This window comes from Sutcliffiella horikoshii (genome assembly GCF_020524325.1).
Taxonomy (GTDB): domain Bacteria; phylum Bacillota; class Bacilli; order Bacillales; family Bacillaceae_I; genus Sutcliffiella_A; species Sutcliffiella_A horikoshii_D.
Genome location: NZ_JAIVKY010000005.1, coordinates 250742 through 276290, shown reverse-complemented (window position 1 = coordinate 276290; position 25549 = coordinate 250742). Strand labels below are relative to the sequence as shown.

Sequence of the window (25549 nt, the reverse complement as noted above, 5' to 3'; positions counted from 1 at the left end):
CTCTTTCCCCCTAGTCTACATTTTTTACATTTAGTCTTTCGCTTTTTCTGCGATTCTTAGTTTTGCCGACCTTGCACGATTATTAGCTTCTAGTTCCTCTTCACTAGGTAATATCGGCTTTCTTGTAATGAGTTTGAGTGTTGGTTGATATTCTTCTGGAATGATGGGAAGTCCAGGCGGCAATTGTGGCAACTGACTTTTTTCTTTAAAAGCTACTTTACACATCCTGTCTTCAAGTGAATGGAAGGTAATAACAGAAACTCTTCCTCCAACTTTCAAGACATCAATTGCTTGATGGATAGCATCTTCAAAAACGCCCAATTCGTCATTTACTGCAATTCTTATTGCTTGGAAAACCCTTTTAGCTGGATGCCCGCCAGTTCTCCTAGCTGGGGCTGGTATGCCATCTTTGATGATTTCCACCAATTCTAATGTCGTTTCAATAGGCTTTGTCTTTCGATACTCCTCAATTTTTCTAGCTATTTGTTTGGAAAACTTCTCTTCTCCATATTGAAAGAAAATTCTTACAAGTTTCTCATATGGCCACTCATTTACAACATCATAGGCACTTAGCGGACTGTTCATGTCCATTCTCATATCCAAAGGTGCTTCGTGATGGTAACTAAACCCTCTTTCTGGGGTGTCCAATTGAGGAGAAGAAACTCCAAGGTCGAACAACACTCCGTCTACCTTCGTAATTCCCTGCTCGTACAATTTCTCTTTCAGGTGCTTGAAATTGCTTTTGATGAAAATGACCCGGTCTAGATATTTATGTAACACATTTTTTGCATGTTCTAGAGCATGGTCATCTTGATCAAATGCGATTAATCTACCTTTGTCTGATAACTGTTTCACAATTTCGGAACTATGTCCTGCACCTCCTAATGTGCAATCAACATACGTTCCATCCTCTTTAATGTTAAGACCTTCTACTGCTTCATTGAGTAGTACTGTTACGTGGTGAAACATTTTCCACCGCCTTTCTAGCTCTAAGCTGTTTCCTCTTAGGTGCTGCAATTTCTTTTCTATCGGTATTTTCTCACCGACTATCTTGTTTTATCCAAGCTGTTCTTAGTATTCGATGTAATGAATTCCCTTTTATAAGTCAAAATCCACGAGGTTTTCTGCAATCTCTGCGAAGGAGTCTTCCGAATCTTCCACAAATGAGTTCCAGTTGTCCTTGCTCCAGATTTCTATTCGATTAGACACTCCGATTACCACACATTCTTTTTCAAGCTGTGCATATTGAACAAGTGGAGTCGCGATGTTCACTCGACCTTGCTTGTCCAGTTCGCACTCAGAAGCACCAGAAAAGAAGAAACGTGTAAATGCACGGGCGTCCTTTTTAGTAAGTGGTAGTTGTTTCAGTTTATCTTCAACTGTTTTCCATTCAGAGAGCGGATAGCCAAATAGGCATTTATCGAGGCCTCTAGTAAGAACAAAGGTTTCACCTAAATGATCACGGAATTTCGCAGGCACAATCATACGCCCTTTTGCATCAATAGTATGATTATATTCCCCCATGAACATCTGGCTCTCCCACCTTTCTTCTACTTTCCCCCACAATCCCCCACTTCTCTCCACTTACTTTATTGTACTATTCTCTTCCCTAAAAGAAAATCCTTTAAGCCTACTTTTTTTTCGTTTTTCATCTTTTTACAACATTTTTTGACAAAAGGACGAATTTAGGTCAAACTTGGCTTTTTTTGACTAGGTACAAACACAATAAGCTACCATTCTTCAGTATATGTTCGTTTACGACTCCCTTATTTAAAAGTCATTGTCAGAAAAAGAATATAAAAAAACAGCAGGATTTTTCCCGCTGTTTTCTTAAAGTTTTATTATTTTGTGCTTACCGTTATGCTCCAATGGCAATTCACAAAGCCTTTGGACGAAATCCAGTCCATACTTATTAAGGAAATAGTAAATATTCCACACTCTCTCTTGCGGCATACCTTTAGGCAAGACTGCGAGTTCCGCTCGTTCATATTTGCTCATCATATTTTCATGTTTTTCATATGCCGAGCGCTCAATTAAGCGATGAATATACGTGAATTGTTTATCAATCAGATCCCAATTCTTCTCGAATGTTTTTCGATGATGAGGCAACGTAGAATTACCCACTTCTCGGAATTGATCATGCACTTTGGCATATTGTTCATGATACTTCATCAAAGTTTCTTCCAAAGATTCAAGTTCTTGCTTATACAGCCAAGCCTTTCGTTTCTCTTCCAATCCGTTTTCCACGACATCGGAAATATCTTCGTCCAATTCAACCAATGTTCGGTCTATGTGCCTCTCCAATAAAGTCAAAGAAATTCTTGGTACGACAGGTGGCATTTCAAGGTCCACTGAACGGAAACATCGACCAAGTTCAGCCCAGTAACTGATCTCCCCCGGACCTCCGATAAAGGCAAGAGTGGGAAATAGAAACTCCTGCATTAGCGGCCTAGTTACCACATTATTGGAAAAGTTCTCAGGTTGTTCCTCTATCAACTTATTTAATTGTTCCAATGTAAACTGACGACCTGAACCCTTTATATATGCAATTTGTTTTGCTTCGTCCCAACATAGCAGCTCGCGCTCACCATTTTCGTGGAAGAATATATTCATGGATTCTGAGTCAATCTCGAGCATCGGCTTAAACCCTTGCTCCTCAAGTTCCTTTTGTGAATGAAGCATTCCGTTGCGAATTTGACCATGCTCCATTAATATTTGTTGCAAATAAGGGGTTTCAAGTTTCCGCAGTGAAGGATCTGCTGCATTAACTAATACGAGACCAGTACCTTTGAAGAGTTTTGTAATCAAGCTTGCAAACATATCCACAAAAGTTGTAGATACTTCCATTGCATGCTCTAATTCTAGTGTTAACTCCTTTGTATATGGACTTTCTCCATAGGAATTAATAATCTCAAGTAACCACGCGCGTAACTTTTCTTTATCATATTGAAGCTCTGAGACCATTTTTTTGCCGGCTTCTTTCATTTGAAATACATGTTTTTGTATTTCGTTATCTTTCGGGAGATTGACATGATTTATTTCTTGAAAATCATGATCTTCTCCAGCTATCCAAAAAATAGGAACAACCGGTATACCCAGCTTTAATTCCTGTTCTTGTGCAAGTTTAATTGTACTGATTATTTTAGAGATAGTATAAATGGGGCCAGTCATTAATCCTGCTTGTTGTCCACTGATCACAACAACCGACTGCCTATCATTTAATTTTTCAATGCTATGTAAGGTTTGTGCATCTGCATGGTACCTTTGATTAAATTCTTGAAGATGTGCAACAAGCTCTCTTCTTCTGAAGCTTCTATTTTTTAAAAGTTCGTTTCTCTGTGAATATGTGTCTACAGAAAACGGATTATATGTAAAAAAGGGAAGAATGCTCTCCTTTTGTGATAAATAAGCGGAGGAAAACTTATTAATAGTAGGGAGCGTTAATTCTACTACATTCATAAAGTACGTCCTTTCTGAATCGTTCATATGTGTTGATGTCTCCATGAGTATAGCATTGTTTTCCATTGTTTCAAAAAATATTGCTTAAGCAAATGCATCAAATACACGTTTCATAATTCCAAATGTCAAAAGACAAAAATACGCGAAGAAAAATAGGAGGAAATTTAAACGCCAAAACCCTTTGAACACTCTTTTAAAATGAATTTCCTCTTTAAATTTATAGTGCGTCAAAACCATCACTGTCGCAATTACAAGCAGTACAGTTAAAATGAGCGAAAGAAACGATGTTTCCCAGATGATAATCATGATAAAGTGTACGGCTAAAATAAAGAAAAGGGTCGAAGCATCAATTGCCAAATGAAAGGACTTTTTATTGTTTCTTGTTGCTGCTCTAGCAATAAAGTAAAACACAATCAGCGCAAATACAGGAAGCGTAACAATTGTAGCGAAAGTATATGCTAATATTCCGGACATTTTCATCATACCTCTTTTCACTTACTCGTTTATTTTATATTTTACAAGCAGGGTGAAATAGCATATGAGGTATTAACAGCTTGCGTCGTTTTGAAGCCCCTTAACAGCGTTATAAATAAATTCTGTTAACGGTACTGATTTTCCTTGTTTTTCAGCCAAATTCATTAGATATCCCAATATGGCATCGACCTCGGTTTCTCTACCGTTATTTATATCACGCTTCATAGAAGAGATGTTATCTGCTGTTTTCTCGCAAATGGAGCAGATATGTTTCCACATTTGCTCTTTCTTATCTTTTTTCACCAGAAAATCCATTTCTTTATATAACTGCTTCATGCACTTATGATAATAAGGGTTTGCTAACAGCTCTCCATTACGAACATCAAATATAGCCGTCAATGGGTTAATGATGGCATTGACAAGTAATTTTTCCATCATCATTCCATAATAGTCAGAGCGTACTTCAAGCGGAAAATTATTACCGATTGAATCCATCCATTTATTTATGAAGGGAGATGCCTGTAGGTCATTGTTTGTTACAGGATAACCTGCCAGTTTTGTACGACCTTTTCCTGTCCACATTACGGTGCAATCATTATTTTTCTTCACACCATGCTCCACTATCCCCAATAAAATCTGAGCATTAGGAATTTGTTGTAGCATGTCAATATGTGACATTCCATTTTGGAGAAAAAGGATGGATTGGTCTTTTGTGCACATTTTCAGCACAGGAAGGATGGCTGGTAAGCCATATTGTTTCGTCGCAACAATGATTAAATCGTCCTTAAAAGGGAAGTTGCTCTCCCACTTCATGACCTCGACTTTTCTTGTTTCCTTTTTATGTTCATTATGTAAAATTGTAATGCCTTGACTCTCTAGAACCTGTAATGCTTCATCACGTTTTACATAAAGAGTGACTGTAAAAATTTTCGATAACTGAAAGGCATATAAGAGACCGACAGCGCCTCCGCCAACAATTCCAATTCTCATCTTTTCCCCTTCTTTAGTCCCGTTTTTTCCTATTGTACCAATTTATCGTTTTGGTTTGTACATTTCTTTTCCTCTTATAGTATCCTAACCAAAAAAATATCCAGTGCCTCCAATTGGCACAGGATATTTTATGGTTACTAAACCGGATAAACCGGGTGTTTACGATGACTAAAGGTCATTTGCTTACTTGAATAGTAATGGAATCGACTAATCAATACACTTCGCAAATCTTTTGCAGGCACAATATCATCAACAATCATTTCGGAAGCTAATTTATAAATATCTATATGCTCTTTATATTCTTGGTGCTTTTCTTGTACAAAAGCCATTCTTTCTTTAGGATCTTCAATTTCATTAATTTTGTTGGAGTATACTGCATTGACAGCCGCTTCTGGTCCCATCACAGCTATTTGTGCCGTTGGAAGTGCAATGCAGCAATCCGGTTCAAATGCAGGACCTGCCATCGCATAAAGTCCGGCACCATATGCTTTCCTTACCACAACAGATATTTTTGGCACAGTTGCAGAACTCATCGCTGCAATGAGTTTAGCACCGTGGCGGATAATACCCGCACGTTCCACTTTTGTCCCAATCATGAACCCTGGAACATCAGCAAGGAACAGTAAAGGAATATGGTATGCATCACAAAGCTGAATGAACTTGGCACCTTTGTCCGCAGAATCTACAAATAAGACTCCGCCCTTCACCTTTGGCTGATTGGCGATGATCCCTACTACCTTCCCATCCATACGGGCAAAACCTGTGATCAACTCCGGTGCAAATAATTTTTTGATTTCAAAGAAACTGTTTGCATCAATAAGCTGATCTATAGCTTCGTACATATCAAATGGCGCATTTTGATTTAAAGGGATAATATCAATAAGATCTCGCCCTTCTTTAGGGCTTACTGGATCCACTTCTTTTGTCTTCTCTTGAAAACTGCCAGGAAAAAATCCAAGATACTTCCGAGCTTGCTGAATGGCCTCTTCTTCCGTAGCGGCGAGAACATCTCCACAACCACTCACAGAGCAGTGCATTCTTGCTCCACCCATTTCTTCAAGTGTTACCTTCTCCCCAATTACCTTCTCTGCCATACGTGGAGATCCCAAGTACATGGATGCATTTCCATCTACCATTACCACAATGTCACAGAAAGCCGGTATATAAGCTCCTCCAGCAGCCGATGGACCAAATAATAGACAAATTTGCGGAACCATTCCAGAAAGCTTTACTTGGTTATAAAAGATTTTTCCAGCGCCGCGGCGGTTAGGGAACATATCAAGTTGGTCTGTAATTCTCGCTCCTGCAGAGTCAACTAGATAAAGAATAGGAACCATTAGTTTTTCGGCTGTTTCTTGAATTCTAATAATTTTCTCTACCGTTCTTGCTCCCCATGAACCTGCTTTTACAGTAGAATCATTTGCCATGACACAAACTGTTTGACCATTTATTTTTCCTATAGCCGTTACAACACCATCAGCTGGAAGACCTTTTGCTTTATTATTTGCAAAAAGTCCATCCTCTTCGTATTGTCCATTATCAAATAAAAGAGCTAGGCGGTCACGAACAAATAGCTTATTTTGTTCTTTTAATTTTTCATGATACTTTTCACTTCCACCGCTCTTAATTGTTTCAACCGTTTCTTGGAACTCTTGTTCTAAATCATTGGTGGTTTTTATCATCATAATCCCCCGCTTTCTTCTCAACGTTGTAAAAAACTATTCCAATTCCAGCAGCACATCTCCATCATTTACGAATTCCCCTTCTGCAGTAGAGATCGACGCGACTTTCCCGCCCATCATCACTTCTACAGGAATTTCCATTTTCATAGATTCTAATATGATAACAGTTTGACCAGCTGTTACTTCATCGCCCACTTCCACCAACACTTTCCAAACTGTACCTGCCATTGCCGCTTCTACTTTTTTCATCTTAATTTCCTCCTGATCTCTTGTTGTAATTTTTTTAGGTTATTATTGGATTCATCGACTGTATGAAACCAGTATGATAATGACCCGAGACAAATTCATCCGTCTCAAGGGCACGAATTAAAAACGGAAGATTCGTTTTTATCCCTTCTACCGAAGCCGCCATTAAATACTTCTTCGCCCTTTCAATTGCCGCTTCTCTCGTTTCACCTGAAACGATTATTTTAGCTATCATAGGGTCATAAAATGGTGTTACCTTTAAATCTGGTCCATACCCGCTATCCACTCTGACTCCTTCAACACTTGGAAGATGCCATTTAGTGATGAGTCCAGGGGAAGGGAAGAATTTGACTGGATCTTCTGCATACAATCGGAACTCGATCGCATGTCCAGCGCTTGTTATTTCCTCCTGCTGCAACAGAAGCCTTTCTCCAGCCGCTACATGAAGTTGCCACTCTACAAGATCGAGGCCAGTGATGCACTCTGTTATCGGGTGTTCAACCTGTAGTCTTGTATTCATTTCTAAGAAATAAAAGTTTTCCTCTTCATCCATAATAAATTCAACCGTCCCGGCATTCTTGTAACCTACTTCTTTTGCAGCCAAAACAGCAGCTTCACAAACCTTTATTCGAGCCTCTTCGCTCATCGCCGGACTTTGCGCTTCTTCGATTACTTTTTGATTCCTTCTTTGAACTGAACAGTTCCTTTCAAACATATGTACGACATTCCCATGGGCATCTCCGAAGATCTGCACCTCTATATGCTTGGCATTACCAACGTATTTTTCAATGAACATATCTTCATTTTTGAAATATGCTTTCGCTCGTTTCTTCGTTTGCTCGAAAGTATTCTCGATATCCTGTTTGTTTTCACAGCGGTGCATTCCAATACCACCGCCACCGCCACTGGCTTTTAACATAACAGGGAAACCAATTTTCTCCGCAAGAACCAACGCTTCCTCCAATGATTCGATAGGCTGCTCAGAGCCTGGAACAACCGGCACGCCAGCTTTAATCATCGCTCTCCGGGAAGATAATTTATCTCCCATTAATTTGATGACGTCTACACTTGGTCCAATAAATGTCAGTCCGGCGTCCTGGAGCGCTTGTGCAAACTCCCCATTTTCCGATAAGAAACCGTACCCAGGGTGGACTCCATCCACGTTTTCTTCCTTCGCGATTTCCAAGATTCGTTCTACGTTTAAATATGATTTTTGAGGTGGGGCCTCACCTACATGTCTTGCTACTGTCGCTTGCTGAACATATGGCAAATCTTTATCAGCGTCAGAATATATAGCAACTGTTTCTACCCCTAATCGTTGACATGTTCGTATGATTCGTTCTGCAATTTCTCCTCGATTAGCAATCAGTATTTTTTGCATGGAGTTATCCCCTTTCTAAAGAACTTGCAATTTAAATCCCTAACAAACTACTATTTCTACATAATTCCTCGATTTCCTTCTTTAATTGCAAGCGCTTTCTAAAATTATTGCAGAATTTTTTGTTTTTTTGTTATATAATTAATATTAAAATAAACCATTCTGCTTAATATGTATAGTGGTAAGCGCTTCAATTAGAGATATCCAAGGGGGAAATGTACATGACTGTTAAAAAACTATCAATTAACTATAAAACACTGGAAGAGTTCAAACAGTTCAGGGAATACGGCATACAGGAACTATCCATGTTGGAAGATCTCCAAGATAACATTATCGAAAATGACAGCGAATCGCCATTCTACGGTATTTATTTTGGTGAAAAACTTGTGGCAAGAATGAGCCTATACAGGGTTTCCAAAGAGCTTGATAAATATTTTGAACCTCGCCAAGATTACTTAGAGTTATGGAAATTAGAAGTATTATCTAACTACCAGCGCAAAGGGTTCGGAAAAGAACTAGTTGATTTCGCTAAAGGCTTCGGGCTGCCGATCAAAACAAACCCTCGTATTAAATCAGCTGACTTCTGGAACCGTATGGGTTTTACTTCTGTACAATATGACGTGGAACGGGATTTAGGCGAAAATCCGCTTGTGTGGTACCCAGAAGGTGTGAAAGCTCAAGAAAGAATTGCCATTCAAGAGGAAACAACCGATTAATAATAAAAAAGGTAATTGCCGCAATTCAGGCAATTACCTTTTCTTTATTTAAACTAATTTTTTCCCATTTGCACTTGCTTTTTCAGGCTTTCTAGTTCGTCCAATAGCTTGACCACCAGTTCATCACTTTTTCGCAATTCCTCATTCAATAGCACAATCGTTTCATTTTCCCATTGAAAAGGATCTACATTTTCTGGTGTGCGAGGTAGATTTTCATACACATCACCATCGACGAGTTCACTAGCATTGAAATAGATAACCACTTCACAGCCAAGATCACCCACAGCTATTCTTTTTTTCAAATCAACTTTTCCGTATCCAAATTTTCTTGAGGCAATCCCCCCAAAAACACTTGAAGTCATATTACATAGGTGAGGGGCATCTTTTACCATTTCGCCGAAAGGACAACGGTTTGCTTTAACAATCACATACTCTGGAGTGATTGATGAGATATAAAATTCTCCACCTATAGAATTTTTCAAATCTACAATCACTTCTGCATATCTGTTTACAGACCAATCATCTTCTCTATTACCGTAAAAGTCCTCGATCCACTCACCTGTTCTCAATCCTATTTGGCGAATATATTCTCCTGCAGTCTTCCCCACTGTCTTTTCATGGATAAATGCATATTGCGTAATTAGTTTCGAAAGAAATATCGAGCCAGTCAATCGTGTTTTTGTGCTCATTACTCTCTTCCTCTCCTATAAAAATCTTTTTTTCATTTCTGGATTCGGTAACATACATTGATTTTTCTTTCCGAACCATCTATATCGATTTTTCGCAACAAAAGAATAAACTAGATCTCTTAAAGGCTTAGGTATAATAATCAATGGATAGAAAAGCTTCCAAGCACCATCTAATTCTTTTGCTACTTTTAAGGCTGCTGTCGACTTTGTAAATAATTTCTTGCCTTCTACATAATAGAAGCTGTCAAAATGATCCAGCGGGAGAGAATGCTCCTTTAGGATGGTTTGTCCCACTTCAGACTGAAGGGAAGCAAATTTAAAGGTCGCTTCTTGATCACGTTTTATTACAAAAGTCACCAAGGAGTTACACAAATTACATACACCATCAAAAAGAAGTATGGGGTGCTCAGTATGAATTTCAGGCATCAAAACTCTCCTTTCAGGAACCATCCAAATCATTCCATTACTTCTTCATTATACAACTAATATTTCAATATGTATCCTTTTAACTATAATTATTATTAACTAACTGAAAAACCACCCTAGAAAAGGATGGTCTTGATTTAAAGATGCTATTTTTCCACTCTTTCCAAATTTCCGTTACGGTCCATTTGAAATTTCACTTTTTTATTTTTTTCATCATCCTGCAGAACGACCATTTTCCGGGCACGTTCCATAATTTCAATTAAAGCACGATAATCCTCTTCTACCAAATTCATGGATGATTCCAGCTCAAGCTTAGCCTCTGCTAAAAGTTTGAGGTCAGCTTCTAACTGTTCCACTTTCTTTTTCAGACTATAATTCTCTTCTTTAATTTTGGTGTATTCATTCTCTAATTGCTCTAGATGGTTCAAATAACTGATTACAGCCGAGATTGTCAGATTATCTCCATCATACAATTTATTATTAATTGCACTATAAGTATTTTCAAAGGCAACCGGCTGTGGGGCAGCTTGCTCTTTCTTTAACTCTTTTCTCTGTTTCTTCGCTAGTTCTATTCCGGTAGCATACTGTTTTCTCACATAAGAATTCCACCTAAAACCGCATGCCGCTGATGTTCGCGAAAGCTTTTTCCCCACTTCCTCAAACGCAGTCAATTGGGTGCCACCTTCTCTTATATATCGTAAAACCACTTCCGCCAACAATAAATCTTCATCTTGAGTCCAAGCATCTTGACGAACAGTAGACATATTGCTATCCCCCTAACACACTTTTTTACCCTATACATATGCGTGTAATAGAAAAGATAGACTAAGCATTGAGTAAAATGCCCTATGTTCTCTTATTTTTTCTTATTTTCTAGAAAGGCTTTTACAGCATCATGATGTTCATCCTCTTCCCAAAGGATAGAACATTGCTCTATCTCAGCTAGCATTCTTTCTTTTAAACCTATCTGTTCCCATTTAGAAATGAAACTTTTTTTATAGCTTCTTAATACGGCAGAAGAGACCGCAATTTCTTCTTGTAATGATTGGGAATCGAAGAATGAGACCACATTTTGGATAAAGCCTAACTCCATTGTTTCACTAGCAGTGTAAGTATTAGCTGATGACAGCATCTTGATTGCACTTGCATGCGGCACTTTTTCCATTAACATGCTGGCCCCTCCCCAGCCTGTGGTTATACCCAATCTCCCCTGTACAAACCCAAGCTTTGCATGAGTCACAGCCCAGCGTTGATCACAAGCGGCCGCAATTTCACAGCCTCCGCCTATCGCTGTACCATTTATCAGAGCTACGGTTGGCACCGGCAGCGTCATAAGGTCATATAATATTTCCCCCATTTTAGAAAGCATGCTATAGGCTTCTTCTTTTGTATGTAATGCGTGAAATACAGATAGGTCCCCACCGGAGCAAAAAGATTGATTTCCACTGCCCGTTATGATGAATGCTCTTATGTCATGGTTCTCTCTTACTTGGTTTAGTGAAGACTCTAATTCGTTCATTACATCATAATCGATAGCATTACGTTTGTCTGGACGGTTGATGGTAAACCAGTAAAATTGGTCATCATCTATGTGAATGTGGACTTTTGATTCTGTCATTATATTTCGGACCACCTTTTTTTGGAGTATTGAGTTTATTTTAACTTAATTTTGGTGGGTGTGGGAGATATTTGTGGTCGTTTGGAAGGGAGGTTGGTGTTGAACAGGTTTCTCTATTACCGTTTGCCGTTTTTCGAGCGAGTTTTGTTCGGTGAGACGGCTCCTCTTCTACCGTTTTCGCCTCCTCGAACAAGTTTCGGGCGCAAAGAGCCCTTCTCTCCTACCATTTTCACTTCTCTGACAGGATTTCGGGCGGAGAGAGCCCTTCTCCCCTACCGTTTCCGCTGTCTCCACCGAGATTCGGACGGAGAGAGTTTCAGCGCAATAAAAAAAGCACAAGGCACCTGGCCTCATGCTTTCTTTATTATTTATTTACTACTTCTTTCCCTTTGTAAGTACCACATGCCGGGCATACACGGTGTGATAATTTCTGTTCACCGCAGCTTGGGCATTCTACCATACCAGGAACTTGTAGTTTAAAGTGTGTACGACGCTTTCTTTTTACAGTTTTAGACGTTCTTCTGAAAGGTACAGCCATTCTTCCCACCTCCTTAAAAAATGAGCATCTACTACATCATGTAATGTCTACTCTTTGTCTTTCTCAAAAAACTTAGCCAGTCCAGCAAGTCTTGGATCCACTTTTTCCTGTGTTTCCTCTTCTGAAATGACGCCCCAGTCTTTTCCGGATTGGGGAGCTGCCTCTTCCTTATCGGGAGAGTCACTGAACACTTGCATCGGCACTTCAAGGATAATCGCTTCTCGGATAATCGGAATTAAATCGATAACGTCACCTTCGACCGTATGCAACTCTTCATCGTCGGTTTCATACTCGCCAGGCTGAAAAAGATAAGTTTCAGTTGTTTTTATCGTAAAAGGATAGTCCACATCAACCAACGTACGTGAACATGGTAAAACCATACTACCTTCCACAGTTAGATGAAACGTAGCTTTTTTTGAACTTAAATCAGCTCTTCCAGTTACGTGAACTGGTTTGACAGATCGAATTTCACTATGTGCCGTAATTTCACTTACATCAACTGTTTCATCGATTTCTAAACCTTTATGTTGTAACTGATTTAACTGGAATAATGTCCATTTCAACAAGATATTCACCTCAAGGCAACAAAAGTAATTATAGCTTTCGCAAGTTTATTTGTCAATATTTTTTCTTTACACTATAATTATAGACATAATAACGTATTTTGAACAAGTATCCAAGTAAATAATTGAAGAATGAAATATAGATGGAGTGGGTGTGAAATGAAATCCTTAGGTGTAATTGTGGAGTACAACCCTTTTCATAATGGGCATTTGTTTCATTTGACCGAATCAAAAAGACTTACAGGTGCAGATGTGGTTATTGCTGTAATGAGCGGACAATTTCTTCAACGGGGAGAACCTGCACTTGTTTCCAAGTGGACCCGCACGAAAATGGCGCTTTCTAACGGCATTGACATTGTAGTGGAGCTGCCGTACGCCTTCGCTACACAGAAAGCAGAAGTTTTTGCTAGTGGTTCCATCTCAATTTTGTCTAGTTTAAAATGCGATCATGTCTGTTTTGGAAGCGAGCAGGGAAATATACAGGATTTTGAACGTACGATTCAATTAATGAGCGAACATAAAAATACGTATGATATGTTTGTTCAGGAGTTTATATCACAAGGATACAGCTTTCCGAAAGCTTCTTCGTTGGCTTTTTTAAGGTTGACCGAAAACAAGGAAAAGGTTTTGGATTTAACTAAACCTAATAACATTCTTGGGTTTCATTATGTAAAAGCAATACAAGATCAAAAAAGTTCCATGCAACCTTGTACTATTGAGCGAACAGGTGCAGGCTATCATGACCCTGAATTCAATGATTCACCTATTGCAAGCGCAACGAGCATTAGAAAACACCTTTTTGAACATAGCGGGAATATTGAGATGGTCCAAAGGTTTGTCCCAAAACCTACTTATGACCTTTTAGGCCACTACAAGCAGCATGTAGGCAGTTTTCATCAATGGGAGGATTATTTCACTCTCCTTAAGTATCGCATTCTCTGCAGCACACCCTCAGAGCTTTCAGAGATATACGAAGTCGAGGAAGGATTAGAACATAGATTAATACATACCATGAAAGAAAGTTCCTCCTTCCAGGAATTTATGACCAAGTTAAAAACAAAAAGATACACGTGGACGAGGCTGCAACGGATGTGTACACATCTTCTAACCAACACGAAGAAGAATACCATGCAGGAAGTTTCCGCCTCTATGCAAAGTGAGTATATTCGTTTGTTAGGTATGTCCAAACGTGGACAGGCTTATTTGAAGCAAATAAAGAAGGAAACAGATATCCCTATACTTTCTAAAGTATCTGGGGTAGAAAATGCGATGCTCGATATGGATATTCGGGCTACAAATACCTATGCCATGAAGTTTCAAGAGCCTGCACGGAGTGATTGGATGCTACAAGAGTTCTCTAAACCGCCAATACGTTACGATGAACTGGAATATAGGTTCATTTGATGAAAAAAACCAAAACTCCTTCATGATTATTTATGATCTAGGGAGTTTTTTGTTGGGAAAGTTTATATTTTTATAGTTTTCATGACGTTGATAAATATTCTTCGCTTTATATTCTTCCTCGGGCACCTTAAATATCTGGATTGTGAATTTTCAGGGGATGATTGTAACTTTTTTCATTGTTATTGTGACTTTTTCGACTGTTATTGTGACATTTCGAAATCCGAAAGAAGATTCACTACTTTGTCCTAACCTTAATTTGCTCCTCATACTAAAACGCCTCACCACTAGTGGTGAGGCGTTTTCCCTTTATTCACTTTTAGTTTCTAATTTCTCCAAATACTCTATAGCATCTTCAAATGTATCTACAGGTACAATCTTCATGGATGTTTTAATATCTTCTGCGGCTACTAGCGCCTCTTCATAGTTGGAGCCTTTCACACCTTTTTCATTCGGTGCAAAGAAAATATCAACCCCTGAGTTATCGGCGGCAACAATCTTTTGGGCAATCCCGCCAATACGAAGGACTTCTCCTTTTTCATTGATCGCTCCTGTGCCTGCGATTTCGTAACCTTTTGAAATGTCTTCGTCCATAAGCTGGTTATATATTTCCAAGGAGAACATCAACCCTGCGGATGGCCCTCCAATTTGTGCAGAGTTAATGGTAATAGGTGGATCCATCGTAATTTCGTAATCCGTCAATAAACTGATTCCTAGTCCAGCCCGGTTTGGATCTTCCGGATGCTCTCCTAATGTAATGGAAGTTGTTTTTTCTTTCTCGTCGCGATCAAAAGTAAGCTCTATTGTGTCTCCGATGGATTTCCCCCCGACCACTTCCATCAATTCTTCTGCGGTCGCTGTTTCTTTCCCATCAATATGTGTGATACGATCCCCAATATCCAACTTGCCTTCAGCTGCCAGTCCTTTTTTCACACTAAAAACATAGACGCCCTTGGAAATCAATTCGACTTCTTTACCAGCCTTCTCATATGCTATTTTAATAGCCGTTTCTTTGGAACTTTCCATCATATGTAACTGGCGATAGTTATACTCTTCATCTGTCTCATCCTCAGCACGAATCTGGTTGATAGGAAAGATATTTTGGTATTCACTTACTTTTGCAAAAGCATAAGTAAAAATGTTCGCTTTTCCCATTTTAACGGTGGTCAGCATAAAGCTTCCTTTATCCTCATCTCCACCTTCTACCGATACAAGCGGTCCTAATTCCTGTGCATCCCCTGGACGTGTTACATAATAAGGCAATGTCACAAAATTCAAGACCACTGCTAGCACTATCCCTATAAGAAGGGACCTCATAAAATATCTACTTTTCATGTTGCTGTTTCTCCTTCCACTCCTCTATCGTCTTCTTTATATAGGGGATCTGCAATCTAGTCGCTTCTTCACCAATCCTAATAATTTCCTCAATGTTGGTAAATGCCCGTGAACTATAGTGAGCAACAGCTGGCCTAATCATAACATCAGCTTCTGTCTCACTTCGTTTGACCAACTCATTTTGCATAATATCAATTGTTTGCAAAATGACATCGAAAATCGAATCAACCGGTTCATTTGTTTTCACCTGCGAAACATCTATTGCTATAACAATATCCGCACCCATTTCTTTTGCTACGCTGGCAGGTACACGATCTACAACTCCACCATCGACAAGCAAACGACCATTTACCTTTTCGGGTACAAAAATTCCAGGAATGGAAATACTGGCCCTCACAGCATCCGATATAGGTCCACTAGTTAAAACTACTTTCTCCGCCTTTTCCAAATCTGTCGTAACAATGGAAAGGGGGATGTCTAATTCCTCAATGTTTTTGTTTTGAGTGAACATGCGGATAAGTTCCTTCACCCGGTTTCCACTTACAAATCCCATTTTCGGAACAGTAAAGTCCAAGTAATACTTTCGTTTGAATGCAGTGGCAATTTTATATAGGCGATCCATATCATGTCCCATTGCATAGAAGCTTCCTACAAGTGCCCCCATACTGCTTCCGGCAATAAGATCCACGCTTATATTCTCTTCTTGCAATACTTTCAGTGCGCCAAGGTGGGCAAAACCGCGTGCGCCACCAGATCCCAATGCAATTCCTACTATAGGTTCCTTCAAGTTATCACCTCAAGCTGTGTACAGCCACCTTAAGCTTTACAGCAACCAAATTATCAAGTCCTATACCATTATCCTTTGATTCCTCTAATTTATCATACGCTATTCCTTTTTCTTGGTGAACAAACTGTGAAGACTTGGGTTATTTTAGGTTCTATTCCACCATCCCTTTTACGTATATTGAAAGGTAAGGTGAAGGGACAAACCTGGTTGCCAATCTAAGGGTAATTATTATTATTCTAACAAAAACCTAATCATTCTTGTACAAAAAAGAAATGGAGAGTTCACTCATTATTTGAATAGGTGAATATATTACTTGTTTTTATGCTTATGAAGGGGGTTAATCGGTTGGACTATTCGAAAGTCAAGACAGTTCTTTTTGCTATTATTATTTCCCTGCTTACACTATCCCTTATTCTTAACCCTCAAGCTTCTTTTCAAGCAAGTGTAAGAGGACTTAATATGTGGTGGGATATAGTATTCCCTTCTTTATTGCCATTTTTGATAATCAGTGAGCTACTGATCGGATTTGGAGTAGTGGCTTTTATCGGCGTCATATTAGAGCCATTTATGCGTCCACTTTTCAGGGTACCTGGAGTAGGTGGATTTGTATGGGCTATGGGGATGGCGTCTGGATATCCTTCTGGAGCTAAATTAACAGTGAGACTGCGTCAGGAAAACCAGATTACTCAGATTGAGGGCGAACGCCTTGTCTCCTTTACCAATTCATCAAATCCATTATTTATTTTTGGTGCTATAGCTGTTGGGTTTTTCCACAATCCTAAGGTCGGGATAATACTTGCTGCGGCCCATTATTTAGGGAATATTTGTGTCGGTTTGATTATGAGATTCTATGGTCCTTATTATGTGTCCAAGCGTCAAGAAGACCTTTCTAGAACTCCTCAAAAAGTTTCTATTAGGAGAGCCTTTTCTGAGTTGCACAGAACACGCTTAAAAAACAATAAGCCTATAGGCAAACTGCTTGGAGAAGCAGTATTGTCCTCTGTACAGACACTATTAATGGTCGGAGGATTTTTAATCCTCTTTTCCGTGTTAAATAGCATGCTTTCTTTATTTTCTGTTACAGCTATTCTAGCAGCCCTTATCAGTGTATTTCTCGGAATATTCGATATCTCAAAAGATCTTAGTTATCCCCTCATATCAGGGCTGTTTGAAATTACACTTGGCGGAAAACTGACAAGTGAAGTAACAGGGGTCAGTTTAATGGAACAGATTATCGTGACGAGCTTTTTCCTCGCTTTCAGTGGTTTTTCCGTACAAGCACAGGTTGCAAGCATTCTGGCTGATTCTGATATACGTTTTAAACCTTTTTTTCTAGCCCGTATTCTCCATGGTGCATTTGCTGCGGTCATCACATTTATTCTTTGGCAACCACTAGATCAAAAATTTAATGGGTTTGAAACAGCTGACGGAGACCTGCCCGTTTTTTCACCTTATTTACCAGAAGGGTTTTGGGAAACCGCTTTTGGGCTGTTTCAAACATACGGTCCTATATTTACGATTGCAATGTTATGGATATACCTGTTGCTTCTGTTAAAAAAGGCAGTTAAAAATGAACATGCCTAAATCAGGTCAACAAAAAAGCTCTCATGAAAATTAGATGAAACTTTCATAAGAGCTTTATTTTAATCTTTTTTATGAAACTTCTTTTTCAGTTCCGCTTCTACTGTCGGCGGAACCAATTCTGAAACCGATCCATTATATTTCGCCACTTCTTTCACAATGCTTGAGCTTAAAAAAGAGTACTGGTTGTTGGTCATCATAAACAATGTTTCGATACTTTCATCTAACACTCTGTTCATGGATGTGATTTGCATTTCATACTCAAAGTCAGAAACAGCACGCAATCCTCTGACGATGGAACTGGCATTTTTGCTGTGTGCATAGTCAATAAGCAAGCCATGGAATTCTTCTACTTCTACATTCCCAAACTCTTTTGTCACCTGCTTGATCATATCAACCCGCTCATCAACGGTAAATAAAGGTTTCTTTGATGAGTTATTCAATACACAAACATACACCTTATCAAATACTTTTGAAGCTCTTTTAATGATATCTAGATGTCCAAAAGTAACCGGATCAAAACTTCCCGGACAAACTGCTACACTTGCCACGTCATTCTCCCCCTTTTTCTCCACTGCTATGGTGGTAAACGGAGATGACCGTCAACCCATAGACTTCCTTCCTTGTTCTTTGAAATGAACCTAGTATTTCAGGCAGTTCCACTTCATTGCTATGTTCTGCCATGATCAGGCCGCTTTGTGCCAGAAGTTCAAATTCACTTATTTTATGTATTAATTCTTCTAAGTTATGTTTCTTATACGGGGGATCTAGTAAGATTAAGTCAAATTCGATTTCTCGTTTTTTTAAAGCGTTTAATGCTCTGATTGCATCGTTTCGATAAACTTCAACCTGTTCTCCTACTTGAAAGGTTTCTATATTCTGCTTAATTGTCTGAATGGCTTTTCCGTCCTTGTCGACAAAAATCACCTTGTCCACTCCGCGACTTAACGCCTCTATGCCGAGAGATCCGCTGCCGCCAAACAGGTCAAGTGCCAAACCTCCGTCAAAATATGGACCGATCATATTAAACACGGACTCTTTTACTTTATCTGTCGTTGGTCTCGTATTCATTCCCGGAACCGCTTTCAATTGTCTACCTTTCCATTTCCCTGAAACTACTCTCATCTTCTCACCATACTTTGTTTCGAAATTACTAATCAACAATATCCTATCATATTCGACATGAATTTCAAAAGTATTTCTCTGCCGCAATTTTAGTTTAATCAATTGTGTATAGCTTTACACCTTTTTGTTCATACTTAGTGTTAACAACATCCTTTCGTGTGATGTTGTTGCCAACCGCGGAGAAGACTTACGTTTCCCCATAAGTTCTTCCTCCGGTTTCTCCTCTCCCTTTGCCTTCTTAACCTTGATTAGTTTCAAGGGATGGAAGGACCCTGCCCGGACATCCGAGCAGGGTTTTTTTGTTGACTTATTAGACACCGCTGTTGATTTCCGCAAATGGCTTCGCTTTCCGCGGGACGGTGCTTGAGCCTCCCTCAATACGTTTCAGGGGTCTCAACCTACCGTTACTCCCCCGCTGGAGTCTTCGGGCTAAAATCAACAGCTAGAAACCGGCACATTTCCATACCAGAATTTAGTCCAGTAATTTATGTCGGCATGTCGAGATCGAACACATTCTCATGTGTCTCACATTGGTATAAACAAAGTTCTCCCCATTCGTCTTGGTTCAAGATGCCTTTCTCAGAAACATAACCTTCTATTTCTTCGAGACTGCTTTCTTCTAATTGTTTTTCTTCTTCCTTGGTTAAGAGACCTTCTTGGACAAGGTAATAAAGAATCCCAGTTACAAGCATCCCTTTAATGGGTAGCCCCTTAGTGGATGCAGAAACATTCTTCCCGTAAAAATGGTCATGAATATACAAAATGATTAGACCTGATATTAGAATCAAGGTGAACCAAAGCATCGGCAGTCCTCCTTCAAGCATTATATTCTCTTCAATTTTCATAAGGAACATGATAAAGTATGTTTGAGTAAAGCACGATGAGAGGAGAAAGAATATGATACAACGATTCATAGAACTCGGAGAAGGCTATTCTGATATATATGAACTTATGGAGCTGGCAAGAAGTAATAAAAATAGACTGCAACATCTTATCATGCTCCATACAGTGAAAAATGAACGGCAATTATCTTCTTTTGTTGTTGTGATGCAACCAACAAATCCTGGAGATTTTCAAGCTCTTTACATCAGTTTGGAAGGAATTCCAAATCACCAATTCCAACCGAATAAACGCGCGGATCTTTTTCAGGAGCTGGCAAAAGAATTAGATAAGGAAATCATTCAATTTGAAGTAAAACCTACTGAAGTTTTCGCAGAAAAAGAACTTTATTTTCAATATTTAATCGGAATACTTCGCTTAAATCATTATATTCCCGCTTTAAGGTAATCATGAAACATATCAGTGTCGGACATCTTTGGTTATAAAAAAAAGCAGTACCAAACCTAATTACTTAAGTTTGTACTGCATTTTTTATAAGCCCATCTTATAGTCATATTCTTTTGCTTTGTCCGGCCTAGAGTTTTCATAATGAGTCTTTATCGAAGGCTTATGTGAAACTTCCACCTTTTTGACATAAGATTGCCTGTTTAGCTTTTCCACTAATACTTCCGTATCCTCACTGTTACAGTAGAACAGGACATATTTCAATTTTTTAGATATATAGATGACATTTCCATAGCGCCTCAATAATTTGGCTTGCTTTAATGAATGGAGCCACACTACAATGCCTTGTCTTTGTGATAGCATATAATTTACCCCTTTAAGAATATTGATCCACGTTTTTATTATAGTTTAGCATGAATGGAAATATTATGACATACTTTAAACACACCAATAGGGAATATTCAATTTTTAAAATGAAAAGAGAGGGCGTTTTCCATGGAACTGGAACAGATTTGGGATGTTTTTTTAGTAGAACTAGATAAAAATGAAATTGTCATTTGCTGTTTCAGAAAACATGTGACCGGTATTCCTTTTCTTTATGTAGAGGTTGATCCTGATCATATTTCCGGTTGGGAAGAAAAAGGCAGATCTTTTATTGGAGTTTGTTCAAAGGTAGCAATGCATAAAAAGAAAGTAACGGTGGAAACGCATTTTGTGCGAAGGGATGAGAATCTTTTTGTTTACAGACATCGCTTCTATGTTCCTCAGGAAAAGATGTTCTGTTGTGGCAACCTTTGTGATGATTGTATTCGGTTAAGAGTTAAATAAATTTGGTTCTTAGATATGCTCCGCTGTTGATTTCCGCAAATGGCTTCGCTTTCCTAGGAGTAGTGCTTGAGCCCCTCGGCTTCGCCTGCGGGGGCTCAAGCTACCGCTATCTCCCTCAGGAGTCTTCGCCTTTTGCTCCAATCAACAGCTACATAATATGGGTACGAAAAGTTAGTGCTTAACCAGGTTGGAGGCTTATTAAATCCCTTAGGTGAAATCAAAAAAACTTGGTTGATTGGAGTGGAAGGCGCGAAGACGCCCGCGGGAGGAAGGGACAGGTGAGACCCCTGAAGCGTTGTGAGGAGGCTCAGGGACCGCCCGCAGGCAAGCGAAGCGCCTGGAATGGAAATCAACCGCATTATAAAAACTTTCTTATTCAAAAAAAGAAGCTGCAGTTTTTGCAACTTCTTTTTTTGGTTTAGCTTGCTTTACATCCACAGCCGCCGCCTGAGCCGCAACCGCCGCCGCAGCTTGACATGGAATCAAAGAATGGGTTACCTGTTGGTACCTTAACGTTGGTTGATACCGCCTGCCCTATCATAACACTTATCTCATCCAGTGTTTTTTGTATGGCATCTTCAGCTTGTTTAAAAGCGTGAATGGTTTCGTGAAGATCCACTTTACGTTTCAACTCACGAGTTTCGAGGGTAACTTTGCGATAATCGGGGTGATATTTCCCGAATCGTTGAACTTCCTCATATCTTTCTTTTATAGAATCGAATGCACGGATAAGATCCTGTGCTTCTTCGTCATGTTGTAGATTATATAAACAGCGATGATAATCTTCAGCAAGTTCGGACTGCCAGATCATTTTCGCTAATTCTTCCGCTTTTTCAACCATTTGAACATGCTCAAAAGTAGCAATCATCATCGAATACACCTCCAATTCCATCATACCATGTTTTTCTAGAGATGTATAATACCATAAGGGGGTGATTAAATATCTATTTGGATAGTCTGTTCGATCCCATATTCGGTCAAGTCATTATGTAGCAATTTGATCGTCAAGCTATGTTTACCTGTTGGTACGTCTTTTAAAACAAATGCACCTTTAGCAAAGTTGCCCCATTTTTTATTATCTAAGTACACGACAACCTGGCCTTCCCCTTGTTTTTTTATCTCTCTGTTCTCTTTAAATTCAAAATCAGGTGTGATGATACACTCTAAAAAGATATCCTGTCCTTTCACTGAATGATGGATGGTCATGGAGATGTCTTTATTATCAGACATTGTATTTGTGGATAGTACCTCCATCACCTCTACTCCTGATGCACCTTCACTTTCAGGCTTTTGCTGATCTTCTTTACACCCTCCAAGCGCGAGTGTAAAGAGGCATATTATTATCATCATTGAATTCTTCATTTTTTTGCTCCTTTCTCTCATAGCTTTTTCTATAGTGTGAGAAAGTAGTATATATTCTATTCGAATAAGAAAAAAAAACGCCCGCTAAAAGAGCGGTACGCTTGGTGTGGAGTTCAATCCATATTCTTCATTGTCTGAAACATATGAACCATCATGGAAGCCATTTGGACAGAGTTTTGAAATTTCTCCACTTTGTGGGGGATAGTTTGCTTATAATAGTGCATGGAGGATAGCTCAAAATCGTTTAGCTTTTCTGGGTTTCTAGTCAAAGTTCGATACCAAATTGGTTGTTCTCTTAAGTAGCTTTTTAACGTTTTCTTTTTTTGGATATATTCATAGACGTCTTTTCTCATATGTCTCATCCATTCCTAGTCTTTTCGAAACGAAAAAGGATTTTTAACACCCTGCGTCGGGGAACTGCCTTTTGTTGAATTAGGAATGAACTGTGAAATTAACTGCTGAATATTCCCAATAGCAGAATTGACATTTGTCAGGTGGTATTGCATCTGGTTCATATCCATCTTCTTTATAGATTGCAGCAGTTGAGGAATAACATCTGTGGATTTGGTTGTTTTTTCTGTTGTACTTTCTTGTGTCTCCTCATCACGGAAACTTTTCCAACTCTCGTCCTCTTCTCCTAACAAGTACCATTCCTCAAATAGTTCCTGCCACGTCTTTTTCTTGCTTTTAACTTCTTGAGAAAGCTTTGGATGTCTTTTGACAAAGTCTTTAAACTTTTCAATACTAGGATGTTTTTGATTAGTTGCCATTCTCTCACCCCTCTCTCCTTAATATGCCTAGTTTATTTTATTTGAAAAAAGTAAAAGCGTTCGCCTATTTTTCTTTTCTTCCTTCCCCTCCCTTGTTAAGATGTAGATAGACTTTTCGAGAAAGAAGGACAGAGTGATGGATATCAAGCAACAGTGGAATGACTTTTTAACAGACGCTACTGAGGAGGAAGAACAGGTCGCTGCCTTATATTTAAAAAGCCTAGAACGTAAAAGAAATGGTTCAAACGGCACACATATTGGTGCACTTATGGAAATCAACAGTGAATTTCAAGAGCCGGACACATTAACCATGACCATACCAAATACTGAATTGCTACAGAACTCCTTAGATATTTTACATGGAGGGTTAACAGCCACATTGCTGGACTCTGCGATGGGAACGCTTGCTTTCAAATTGATTCCTGATGACAAGGCAGCAGTTACAACTGAAATGAAAGTAAACTACGTTGCAAAAGGCGTAGGCGATCATTTTACCTGTGTGGCTTCTGTGGTTCATAAAGGGTCGAAATTATTGGTTATGGAAGGCAAAGTATTTCGTAGTGACGGTGTACTGATTGCCCATGCTACAGGCAGTTTCTTTGTAATTCCTAAAAGAATCTAGAAAGGAAAGATGAAATGGTTACTGCCATTGTTATTCCTATTCTGATTGGTTATTTTTATTGGATTACTATAAAAGAGGCAAAAAAACAGAAAGAAATTTGGAAGAACGTTTCAATGGTACCGTCTGAAGCTAGAGTGGAAGGAACTATATTGTCCTTACATACAGAAAAAAAGCGGTTTTATCACCAAATGTATATTCTAGAAACCACTTATCGCATACAAAATCAAACTGGAATAACAACTGTAGTGTATAAGCAGCCACTTACTCCTTCAAGTCACCCTCCTTCCTATAGTAACGGTGACATATTGCAGTTTGTTGGAAGATGGGACGGAGAACTATTTCTAGCAGGAGAAATAAATTTAATAAAAAAAAAAGACAGCCATTAAGTCTATGACTGTCTTTTTGCTTTTCTACCAGGTTTCAATAAAATTCTGTGTGTAATATTTTTCTTTCACACCTACACCAAGGTGGGTGAATCTTGGATTTAGTAGCGTATTCCTGTGCCCTTCACTATTTAACCAGCCTTCAACCGCATCCACTCCGTCTACATATTTTGCCGCGATATTTTCACCAGCTAAACGAAATGGAACCTCCCCTAACGTTAATCTATCCGTCAAAGTTCCTTTTGATGGGGAAGTATGGGAAAAATAGTCTTCCTCCCTCATATCCTTACTATGTAAGTATGCAACTTCTGCTGTATCTTCGTCCCATTCTACTGGTGAGAGTTTAAAGCGATGTCTAATAATATTGGTAAAATCGATGATCTGTTTTGCATCCCCTTCTTCAACCTTTGCCCATTCTTCCTCACTCAGTTCCTTTGGTTCCACTAAAGGACCTCTATAAACAAGTTCATATGGGCGTTGCTTGATCAGTGTGGAGCTATCCATATAACGTATACTTGAAAGTGTTTGTTCAAAATCATCGAAATATAACTGCACATAAAAATCTTTCACTTTCATTAGGGGTCTTGTTTCTAACTCTTCTTGCTTTAACTGAAAACGATAAGAGCCTTCTTGATGGGAAACTGTAATATTATCACTAAACTTGTATTTATTATTCAAATCTTCGTAAGACTGACCAACTTTAAACAGTTCGTTATTACTTTCACTGCCTGTGCTAAAGATAGTGACGACTTTTCCCTCACTTACTCCAAATTGCATGTAATTTTCTAGGTTCTCATTATAAACCCACCACTCGTAATCATAGGATGACAAATCCTTTCTCGCTGGTTCCCCTAACTTGTCCAGTAAGATTTGTGATTCTTGCCCCATGAAAGAAGCTAATCCGTCAATCTCTTCATTCATTTGTATTTCAGATTGCACGAAAGCTTTTTCCTCTGATTTTCTTTTCTCTGGAGCAATTTGGCCCGTTAGTGGCTCATCTTTAATGAGCTGTTCCAATTCATGTGGTTCAACATTTACAAATAAATATAAACAAAATGCAATAAATAGCAAGAAGAATAAACCCCTCATTTCTCTTTTCCCTCCCTTTTCTATCATTATATTTACTAGATTCACTTTCATTCACTTTTTTATGTTTTAGTAGACATTGGTAGATTTATTCTATCTATACCCTATAAAAGAAGAATGAATACTTTTGTTTTCACATTTAAAAAGACCGTTCAAAAATCACCCGGTCAACTTGAGAAATTTGGTTATTGGTTTACCTCCGCTGT

Annotated in this window: 32 protein-coding genes; 7 read left to right on the top strand and 25 right to left on the bottom strand. The window is 38.9% G+C overall.

Annotation, left to right across the window (positions count from 1 at the left end; all coding sequences use genetic code 11):
• Positions 1-30: 30 nt before the first annotated feature.
• From rsmH to LC091_RS06210, 8 genes are all read right to left on the bottom strand, one after another.
• Positions 31-969 carry a 16S rRNA (cytosine(1402)-N(4))-methyltransferase RsmH gene (rsmH, locus tag LC091_RS06245; protein WP_226681146.1) on the bottom strand — a complete coding sequence of 313 codons (939 nt, stop codon included), beginning with the start codon at positions 967-969 and terminating at the stop codon, positions 31-33.
• A gap of 129 nt (positions 970-1098) precedes the next feature.
• Entirely contained in the window at positions 1099-1530 is a 432-nt protein-coding gene (gene mraZ / locus LC091_RS06240) for a division/cell wall cluster transcriptional repressor MraZ (protein WP_223493248.1), read from the bottom strand.
• Positions 1531-1830: 300 nt separating this feature from the next.
• Positions 1831-3486 (bottom strand): bacillithiol biosynthesis cysteine-adding enzyme BshC, encoded by a 1656-nt coding sequence (gene bshC, locus LC091_RS06235; protein WP_226681144.1) that lies wholly within the window; start codon positions 3484-3486, stop codon positions 1831-1833.
• 57 nt (positions 3487-3543) lie between these two features.
• Positions 3544-3933 (bottom strand): DUF3397 domain-containing protein, encoded by a 390-nt coding sequence (locus LC091_RS06230; protein ID WP_226681142.1) that lies wholly within the window; start codon positions 3931-3933, stop codon positions 3544-3546.
• Between the two features lie 72 nt (positions 3934-4005).
• Entirely contained in the window at positions 4006-4923 is a 918-nt protein-coding gene (locus tag LC091_RS06225; RefSeq protein ID WP_226681140.1) for a 2-dehydropantoate 2-reductase, read from the bottom strand.
• A 137-nt stretch (positions 4924-5060) separates the two neighbouring features.
• The gene (locus LC091_RS06220; RefSeq protein WP_404819663.1) at positions 5061-6608 is read right to left on the bottom strand and encodes an acyl-CoA carboxylase subunit beta; all 1548 of its coding nucleotides are present in this window, start codon (positions 6606-6608) and stop codon (positions 5061-5063) included.
• 33 nt (positions 6609-6641) lie between these two features.
• The gene (locus LC091_RS06215) at positions 6642-6854 is read right to left on the bottom strand and encodes an acetyl-CoA carboxylase biotin carboxyl carrier protein subunit (RefSeq protein ID WP_226681138.1); all 213 of its coding nucleotides are present in this window, start codon (positions 6852-6854) and stop codon (positions 6642-6644) included.
• A 34-nt stretch (positions 6855-6888) separates the two neighbouring features.
• Positions 6889-8232: an acetyl-CoA carboxylase biotin carboxylase subunit gene (locus LC091_RS06210; RefSeq protein WP_226681136.1), complete on the bottom strand. Its 1344-nt coding sequence runs from the start codon at positions 8230-8232 to the stop codon at positions 6889-6891.
• A gap of 212 nt (positions 8233-8444) precedes the next feature.
• Between LC091_RS06210 and LC091_RS06205 the strand changes: the two genes are divergently transcribed.
• Positions 8445-8945, top strand: a complete 501-nt coding sequence (locus LC091_RS06205; protein ID WP_404819662.1) for an N-acetyltransferase — start codon at positions 8445-8447, stop codon at positions 8943-8945.
• 53 nt (positions 8946-8998) lie between these two features.
• Here LC091_RS06205 and LC091_RS06200 read toward each other — a convergent pair whose 3' ends face one another.
• The 6 genes from LC091_RS06200 to LC091_RS06175 all read right to left on the bottom strand — a co-directional run bounded on the left by LC091_RS06200 (position 8999) and on the right by LC091_RS06175 (position 12779).
• Positions 8999-9634, bottom strand: coding sequence for a methanogen output domain 1-containing protein (locus LC091_RS06200; RefSeq protein WP_226681133.1), 636 nt, complete (start codon positions 9632-9634; stop codon positions 8999-9001).
• Positions 9635-9649: 15 nt separating this feature from the next.
• Positions 9650-10060, bottom strand: coding sequence for a thiol-disulfide oxidoreductase DCC family protein (locus LC091_RS06195; RefSeq protein WP_226681131.1), 411 nt, complete (start codon positions 10058-10060; stop codon positions 9650-9652).
• A 146-nt stretch (positions 10061-10206) separates the two neighbouring features.
• Positions 10207-10824: an RsfA family transcriptional regulator gene (locus tag LC091_RS06190; RefSeq protein ID WP_226681130.1), complete on the bottom strand. Its 618-nt coding sequence runs from the start codon at positions 10822-10824 to the stop codon at positions 10207-10209.
• Positions 10825-10916: 92 nt separating this feature from the next.
• The gene (locus LC091_RS06185) at positions 10917-11678 is read right to left on the bottom strand and encodes an enoyl-CoA hydratase/isomerase family protein (RefSeq protein WP_226681128.1); all 762 of its coding nucleotides are present in this window, start codon (positions 11676-11678) and stop codon (positions 10917-10919) included.
• 364 nt (positions 11679-12042) lie between these two features.
• Entirely contained in the window at positions 12043-12216 is a 174-nt protein-coding gene (gene rpmF / locus LC091_RS06180; protein ID WP_010193033.1) for a 50S ribosomal protein L32, read from the bottom strand.
• Between the two features lie 47 nt (positions 12217-12263).
• Positions 12264-12779 (bottom strand): YceD family protein, encoded by a 516-nt coding sequence (locus LC091_RS06175; protein WP_226681126.1) that lies wholly within the window; start codon positions 12777-12779, stop codon positions 12264-12266.
• Between the two features lie 159 nt (positions 12780-12938).
• Between LC091_RS06175 and LC091_RS06170 the strand changes: the two genes are divergently transcribed.
• A complete protein-coding gene (locus tag LC091_RS06170; RefSeq protein ID WP_226681124.1) occupies positions 12939-14183 on the top strand; it encodes a nucleotidyltransferase in 1245 nt (414 codons plus the stop codon).
• 306 nt (positions 14184-14489) lie between these two features.
• On the opposite strand, the gene LC091_RS06165 is transcribed toward LC091_RS06170, so the two are convergent.
• Complete coding sequence (locus tag LC091_RS06165) at positions 14490-15515, bottom strand: SepM family pheromone-processing serine protease (RefSeq protein WP_226681122.1); 1026 nt, start codon at positions 15513-15515, stop codon at positions 14490-14492.
• Positions 15505-16302 (bottom strand): patatin-like phospholipase family protein, encoded by a 798-nt coding sequence (locus tag LC091_RS06160; RefSeq protein ID WP_010193026.1) that lies wholly within the window; start codon positions 16300-16302, stop codon positions 15505-15507. Before LC091_RS06160 ends, LC091_RS06165 begins: the two co-directional genes overlap by 11 nt.
• Positions 16303-16629: 327 nt before the next feature.
• Between LC091_RS06160 and ylbJ the strand changes: the two genes are divergently transcribed.
• A complete protein-coding gene (gene ylbJ / locus LC091_RS06155) occupies positions 16630-17886 on the top strand; it encodes a sporulation integral membrane protein YlbJ (RefSeq protein ID WP_404819669.1) in 1257 nt (418 codons plus the stop codon).
• A gap of 59 nt (positions 17887-17945) precedes the next feature.
• Here the strand turns inward: ylbJ and coaD are convergent, their stop codons facing one another.
• The 3 genes from coaD to LC091_RS06140 all read right to left on the bottom strand — a co-directional run bounded on the left by coaD (position 17946) and on the right by LC091_RS06140 (position 19811).
• Positions 17946-18434: a pantetheine-phosphate adenylyltransferase gene (coaD, locus tag LC091_RS06150; protein WP_226681118.1), complete on the bottom strand. Its 489-nt coding sequence runs from the start codon at positions 18432-18434 to the stop codon at positions 17946-17948.
• A gap of 1 nt (position 18435) precedes the next feature.
• Entirely contained in the window at positions 18436-19008 is a 573-nt protein-coding gene (gene rsmD / locus LC091_RS06145) for a 16S rRNA (guanine(966)-N(2))-methyltransferase RsmD (RefSeq protein WP_226681330.1), read from the bottom strand.
• A 485-nt stretch (positions 19009-19493) separates the two neighbouring features.
• Positions 19494-19811 carry a hypothetical protein gene (locus LC091_RS06140; protein ID WP_226681116.1) on the bottom strand — a complete coding sequence of 106 codons (318 nt, stop codon included), beginning with the start codon at positions 19809-19811 and terminating at the stop codon, positions 19494-19496.
• Between the two features lie 94 nt (positions 19812-19905).
• Here LC091_RS06140 and LC091_RS06135 point away from each other — a divergent pair, with 94 nt between their 5' ends.
• Positions 19906-20295, top strand: a complete 390-nt coding sequence (locus LC091_RS06135; RefSeq protein ID WP_226681115.1) for a DUF7147 family protein — start codon at positions 19906-19908, stop codon at positions 20293-20295.
• Between the two features lie 84 nt (positions 20296-20379).
• Here the strand turns inward: LC091_RS06135 and LC091_RS06130 are convergent, their stop codons facing one another.
• Complete coding sequence (locus LC091_RS06130) at positions 20380-20655, bottom strand: YlbG family protein (protein WP_010193017.1); 276 nt, start codon at positions 20653-20655, stop codon at positions 20380-20382.
• 132 nt (positions 20656-20787) lie between these two features.
• Here LC091_RS06130 and LC091_RS06125 point away from each other — a divergent pair, with 132 nt between their 5' ends.
• Complete coding sequence (locus tag LC091_RS06125; RefSeq protein ID WP_226681113.1) at positions 20788-21120, top strand: hypothetical protein; 333 nt, start codon at positions 20788-20790, stop codon at positions 21118-21120.
• 418 nt (positions 21121-21538) lie between these two features.
• On the opposite strand, the gene LC091_RS06120 is transcribed toward LC091_RS06125, so the two are convergent.
• From LC091_RS06120 to ylbD, 4 genes are all read right to left on the bottom strand, one after another.
• Positions 21539-21988, bottom strand: coding sequence for a YlbF family regulator (locus tag LC091_RS06120; protein ID WP_226681329.1), 450 nt, complete (start codon positions 21986-21988; stop codon positions 21539-21541).
• Between the two features lie 68 nt (positions 21989-22056).
• Positions 22057-22470: a hypothetical protein gene (locus LC091_RS06115; RefSeq protein ID WP_226681111.1), complete on the bottom strand. Its 414-nt coding sequence runs from the start codon at positions 22468-22470 to the stop codon at positions 22057-22059.
• A gap of 125 nt (positions 22471-22595) precedes the next feature.
• A complete protein-coding gene (locus tag LC091_RS06110) occupies positions 22596-22835 on the bottom strand; it encodes a YlbE-like family protein (RefSeq protein ID WP_088018023.1) in 240 nt (79 codons plus the stop codon).
• A gap of 15 nt (positions 22836-22850) precedes the next feature.
• On the bottom strand, positions 22851-23252 hold the full coding sequence (gene ylbD / locus LC091_RS06105) for a YlbD family protein (protein WP_226681109.1): 402 nt from the start codon (positions 23250-23252) through the stop codon (positions 22851-22853).
• 136 nt (positions 23253-23388) lie between these two features.
• Here ylbD and LC091_RS06100 point away from each other — a divergent pair, with 136 nt between their 5' ends.
• A complete protein-coding gene (locus LC091_RS06100; protein WP_226681107.1) occupies positions 23389-23874 on the top strand; it encodes a PaaI family thioesterase in 486 nt (161 codons plus the stop codon).
• A 14-nt stretch (positions 23875-23888) separates the two neighbouring features.
• A complete protein-coding gene (locus LC091_RS06095) occupies positions 23889-24260 on the top strand; it encodes a hypothetical protein (RefSeq protein WP_226681105.1) in 372 nt (123 codons plus the stop codon).
• Between the two features lie 24 nt (positions 24261-24284).
• On the opposite strand, the gene LC091_RS06090 is transcribed toward LC091_RS06095, so the two are convergent.
• A complete protein-coding gene (locus LC091_RS06090) occupies positions 24285-25346 on the bottom strand; it encodes a CAP domain-containing protein (protein ID WP_226681104.1) in 1062 nt (353 codons plus the stop codon).
• Positions 25347-25549: the final 203 nt, after the last annotated feature.

Bases quoted from the DNA above. Each gene is read 5' to 3' on its own strand.
- rsmH (WP_226681146.1), bottom strand. From the start codon at position 969: ATGTTTCACCACGTAACAGTACTACTCAATGAAGCAGTAGAAGGTCTT.
- mraZ (WP_223493248.1), bottom strand. From the start codon at position 1,530: ATGTTCATGGGGGAATATAATCATACTATTGATGCAAAAGGGCGTATG.
- bshC (WP_226681144.1), bottom strand. From the start codon at position 3,486: ATGAACGATTCAGAAAGGACGTACTTTATGAATGTAGTAGAATTAACG.
- LC091_RS06230 (WP_226681142.1), bottom strand. From the start codon at position 3,933: ATGTCCGGAATATTAGCATATACTTTCGCTACAATTGTTACGCTTCCT.
- LC091_RS06225 (WP_226681140.1), bottom strand. From the start codon at position 4,923: ATGAGAATTGGAATTGTTGGCGGAGGCGCTGTCGGTCTCTTATATGCC.
- LC091_RS06220 (WP_404819663.1), bottom strand. From the start codon at position 6,608: ATGATGATAAAAACCACCAATGATTTAGAACAAGAGTTCCAAGAAACG.
- LC091_RS06215 (WP_226681138.1), bottom strand. From the start codon at position 6,854: ATGAAAAAAGTAGAAGCGGCAATGGCAGGTACAGTTTGGAAAGTGTTG.
- LC091_RS06210 (WP_226681136.1), bottom strand. From the start codon at position 8,232: ATGCAAAAAATACTGATTGCTAATCGAGGAGAAATTGCAGAACGAATC.
- LC091_RS06205 (WP_404819662.1), top strand. From the start codon at position 8,445: ATGTACATGACTGTTAAAAAACTATCAATTAACTATAAAACACTGGAA.
- LC091_RS06200 (WP_226681133.1), bottom strand. From the start codon at position 9,634: ATGAGCACAAAAACACGATTGACTGGCTCGATATTTCTTTCGAAACTA.
- LC091_RS06195 (WP_226681131.1), bottom strand. From the start codon at position 10,060: ATGCCTGAAATTCATACTGAGCACCCCATACTTCTTTTTGATGGTGTA.
- LC091_RS06190 (WP_226681130.1), bottom strand. From the start codon at position 10,824: ATGTCTACTGTTCGTCAAGATGCTTGGACTCAAGATGAAGATTTATTG.
- LC091_RS06185 (WP_226681128.1), bottom strand. From the start codon at position 11,678: ATGACAGAATCAAAAGTCCACATTCACATAGATGATGACCAATTTTAC.
- rpmF (WP_010193033.1), bottom strand. From the start codon at position 12,216: ATGGCTGTACCTTTCAGAAGAACGTCTAAAACTGTAAAAAGAAAGCGT.
- LC091_RS06170 (WP_226681124.1), top strand. From the start codon at position 12,939: ATGAAATCCTTAGGTGTAATTGTGGAGTACAACCCTTTTCATAATGGG.
- LC091_RS06165 (WP_226681122.1), bottom strand. From the start codon at position 15,515: ATGAAAAGTAGATATTTTATGAGGTCCCTTCTTATAGGGATAGTGCTA.
- ylbJ (WP_404819669.1), top strand. From the start codon at position 16,630: ATGAAGGGGGTTAATCGGTTGGACTATTCGAAAGTCAAGACAGTTCTT.
- rsmD (WP_226681330.1), bottom strand. From the start codon at position 19,008: ATGAGAGTAGTTTCAGGGAAATGGAAAGGTAGACAATTGAAAGCGGTT.
- LC091_RS06140 (WP_226681116.1), bottom strand. From the start codon at position 19,811: ATGCTTTGGTTCACCTTGATTCTAATATCAGGTCTAATCATTTTGTAT.
- LC091_RS06135 (WP_226681115.1), top strand. From the start codon at position 19,906: ATGATACAACGATTCATAGAACTCGGAGAAGGCTATTCTGATATATAT.
- LC091_RS06130 (WP_010193017.1), bottom strand. From the start codon at position 20,655: ATGCTATCACAAAGACAAGGCATTGTAGTGTGGCTCCATTCATTAAAG.
- LC091_RS06125 (WP_226681113.1), top strand. From the start codon at position 20,788: ATGGAACTGGAACAGATTTGGGATGTTTTTTTAGTAGAACTAGATAAA.
- LC091_RS06120 (WP_226681329.1), bottom strand. From the start codon at position 21,988: ATGATTGCTACTTTTGAGCATGTTCAAATGGTTGAAAAAGCGGAAGAA.
- LC091_RS06115 (WP_226681111.1), bottom strand. From the start codon at position 22,470: ATGATGATAATAATATGCCTCTTTACACTCGCGCTTGGAGGGTGTAAA.
- LC091_RS06110 (WP_088018023.1), bottom strand. From the start codon at position 22,835: ATGAGAAAAGACGTCTATGAATATATCCAAAAAAAGAAAACGTTAAAA.
- ylbD (WP_226681109.1), bottom strand. From the start codon at position 23,252: ATGGCAACTAATCAAAAACATCCTAGTATTGAAAAGTTTAAAGACTTT.
- LC091_RS06100 (WP_226681107.1), top strand. From the start codon at position 23,389: ATGGATATCAAGCAACAGTGGAATGACTTTTTAACAGACGCTACTGAG.
- LC091_RS06095 (WP_226681105.1), top strand. From the start codon at position 23,889: ATGGTTACTGCCATTGTTATTCCTATTCTGATTGGTTATTTTTATTGG.
- LC091_RS06090 (WP_226681104.1), bottom strand. From the start codon at position 25,346: ATGAGGGGTTTATTCTTCTTGCTATTTATTGCATTTTGTTTATATTTA.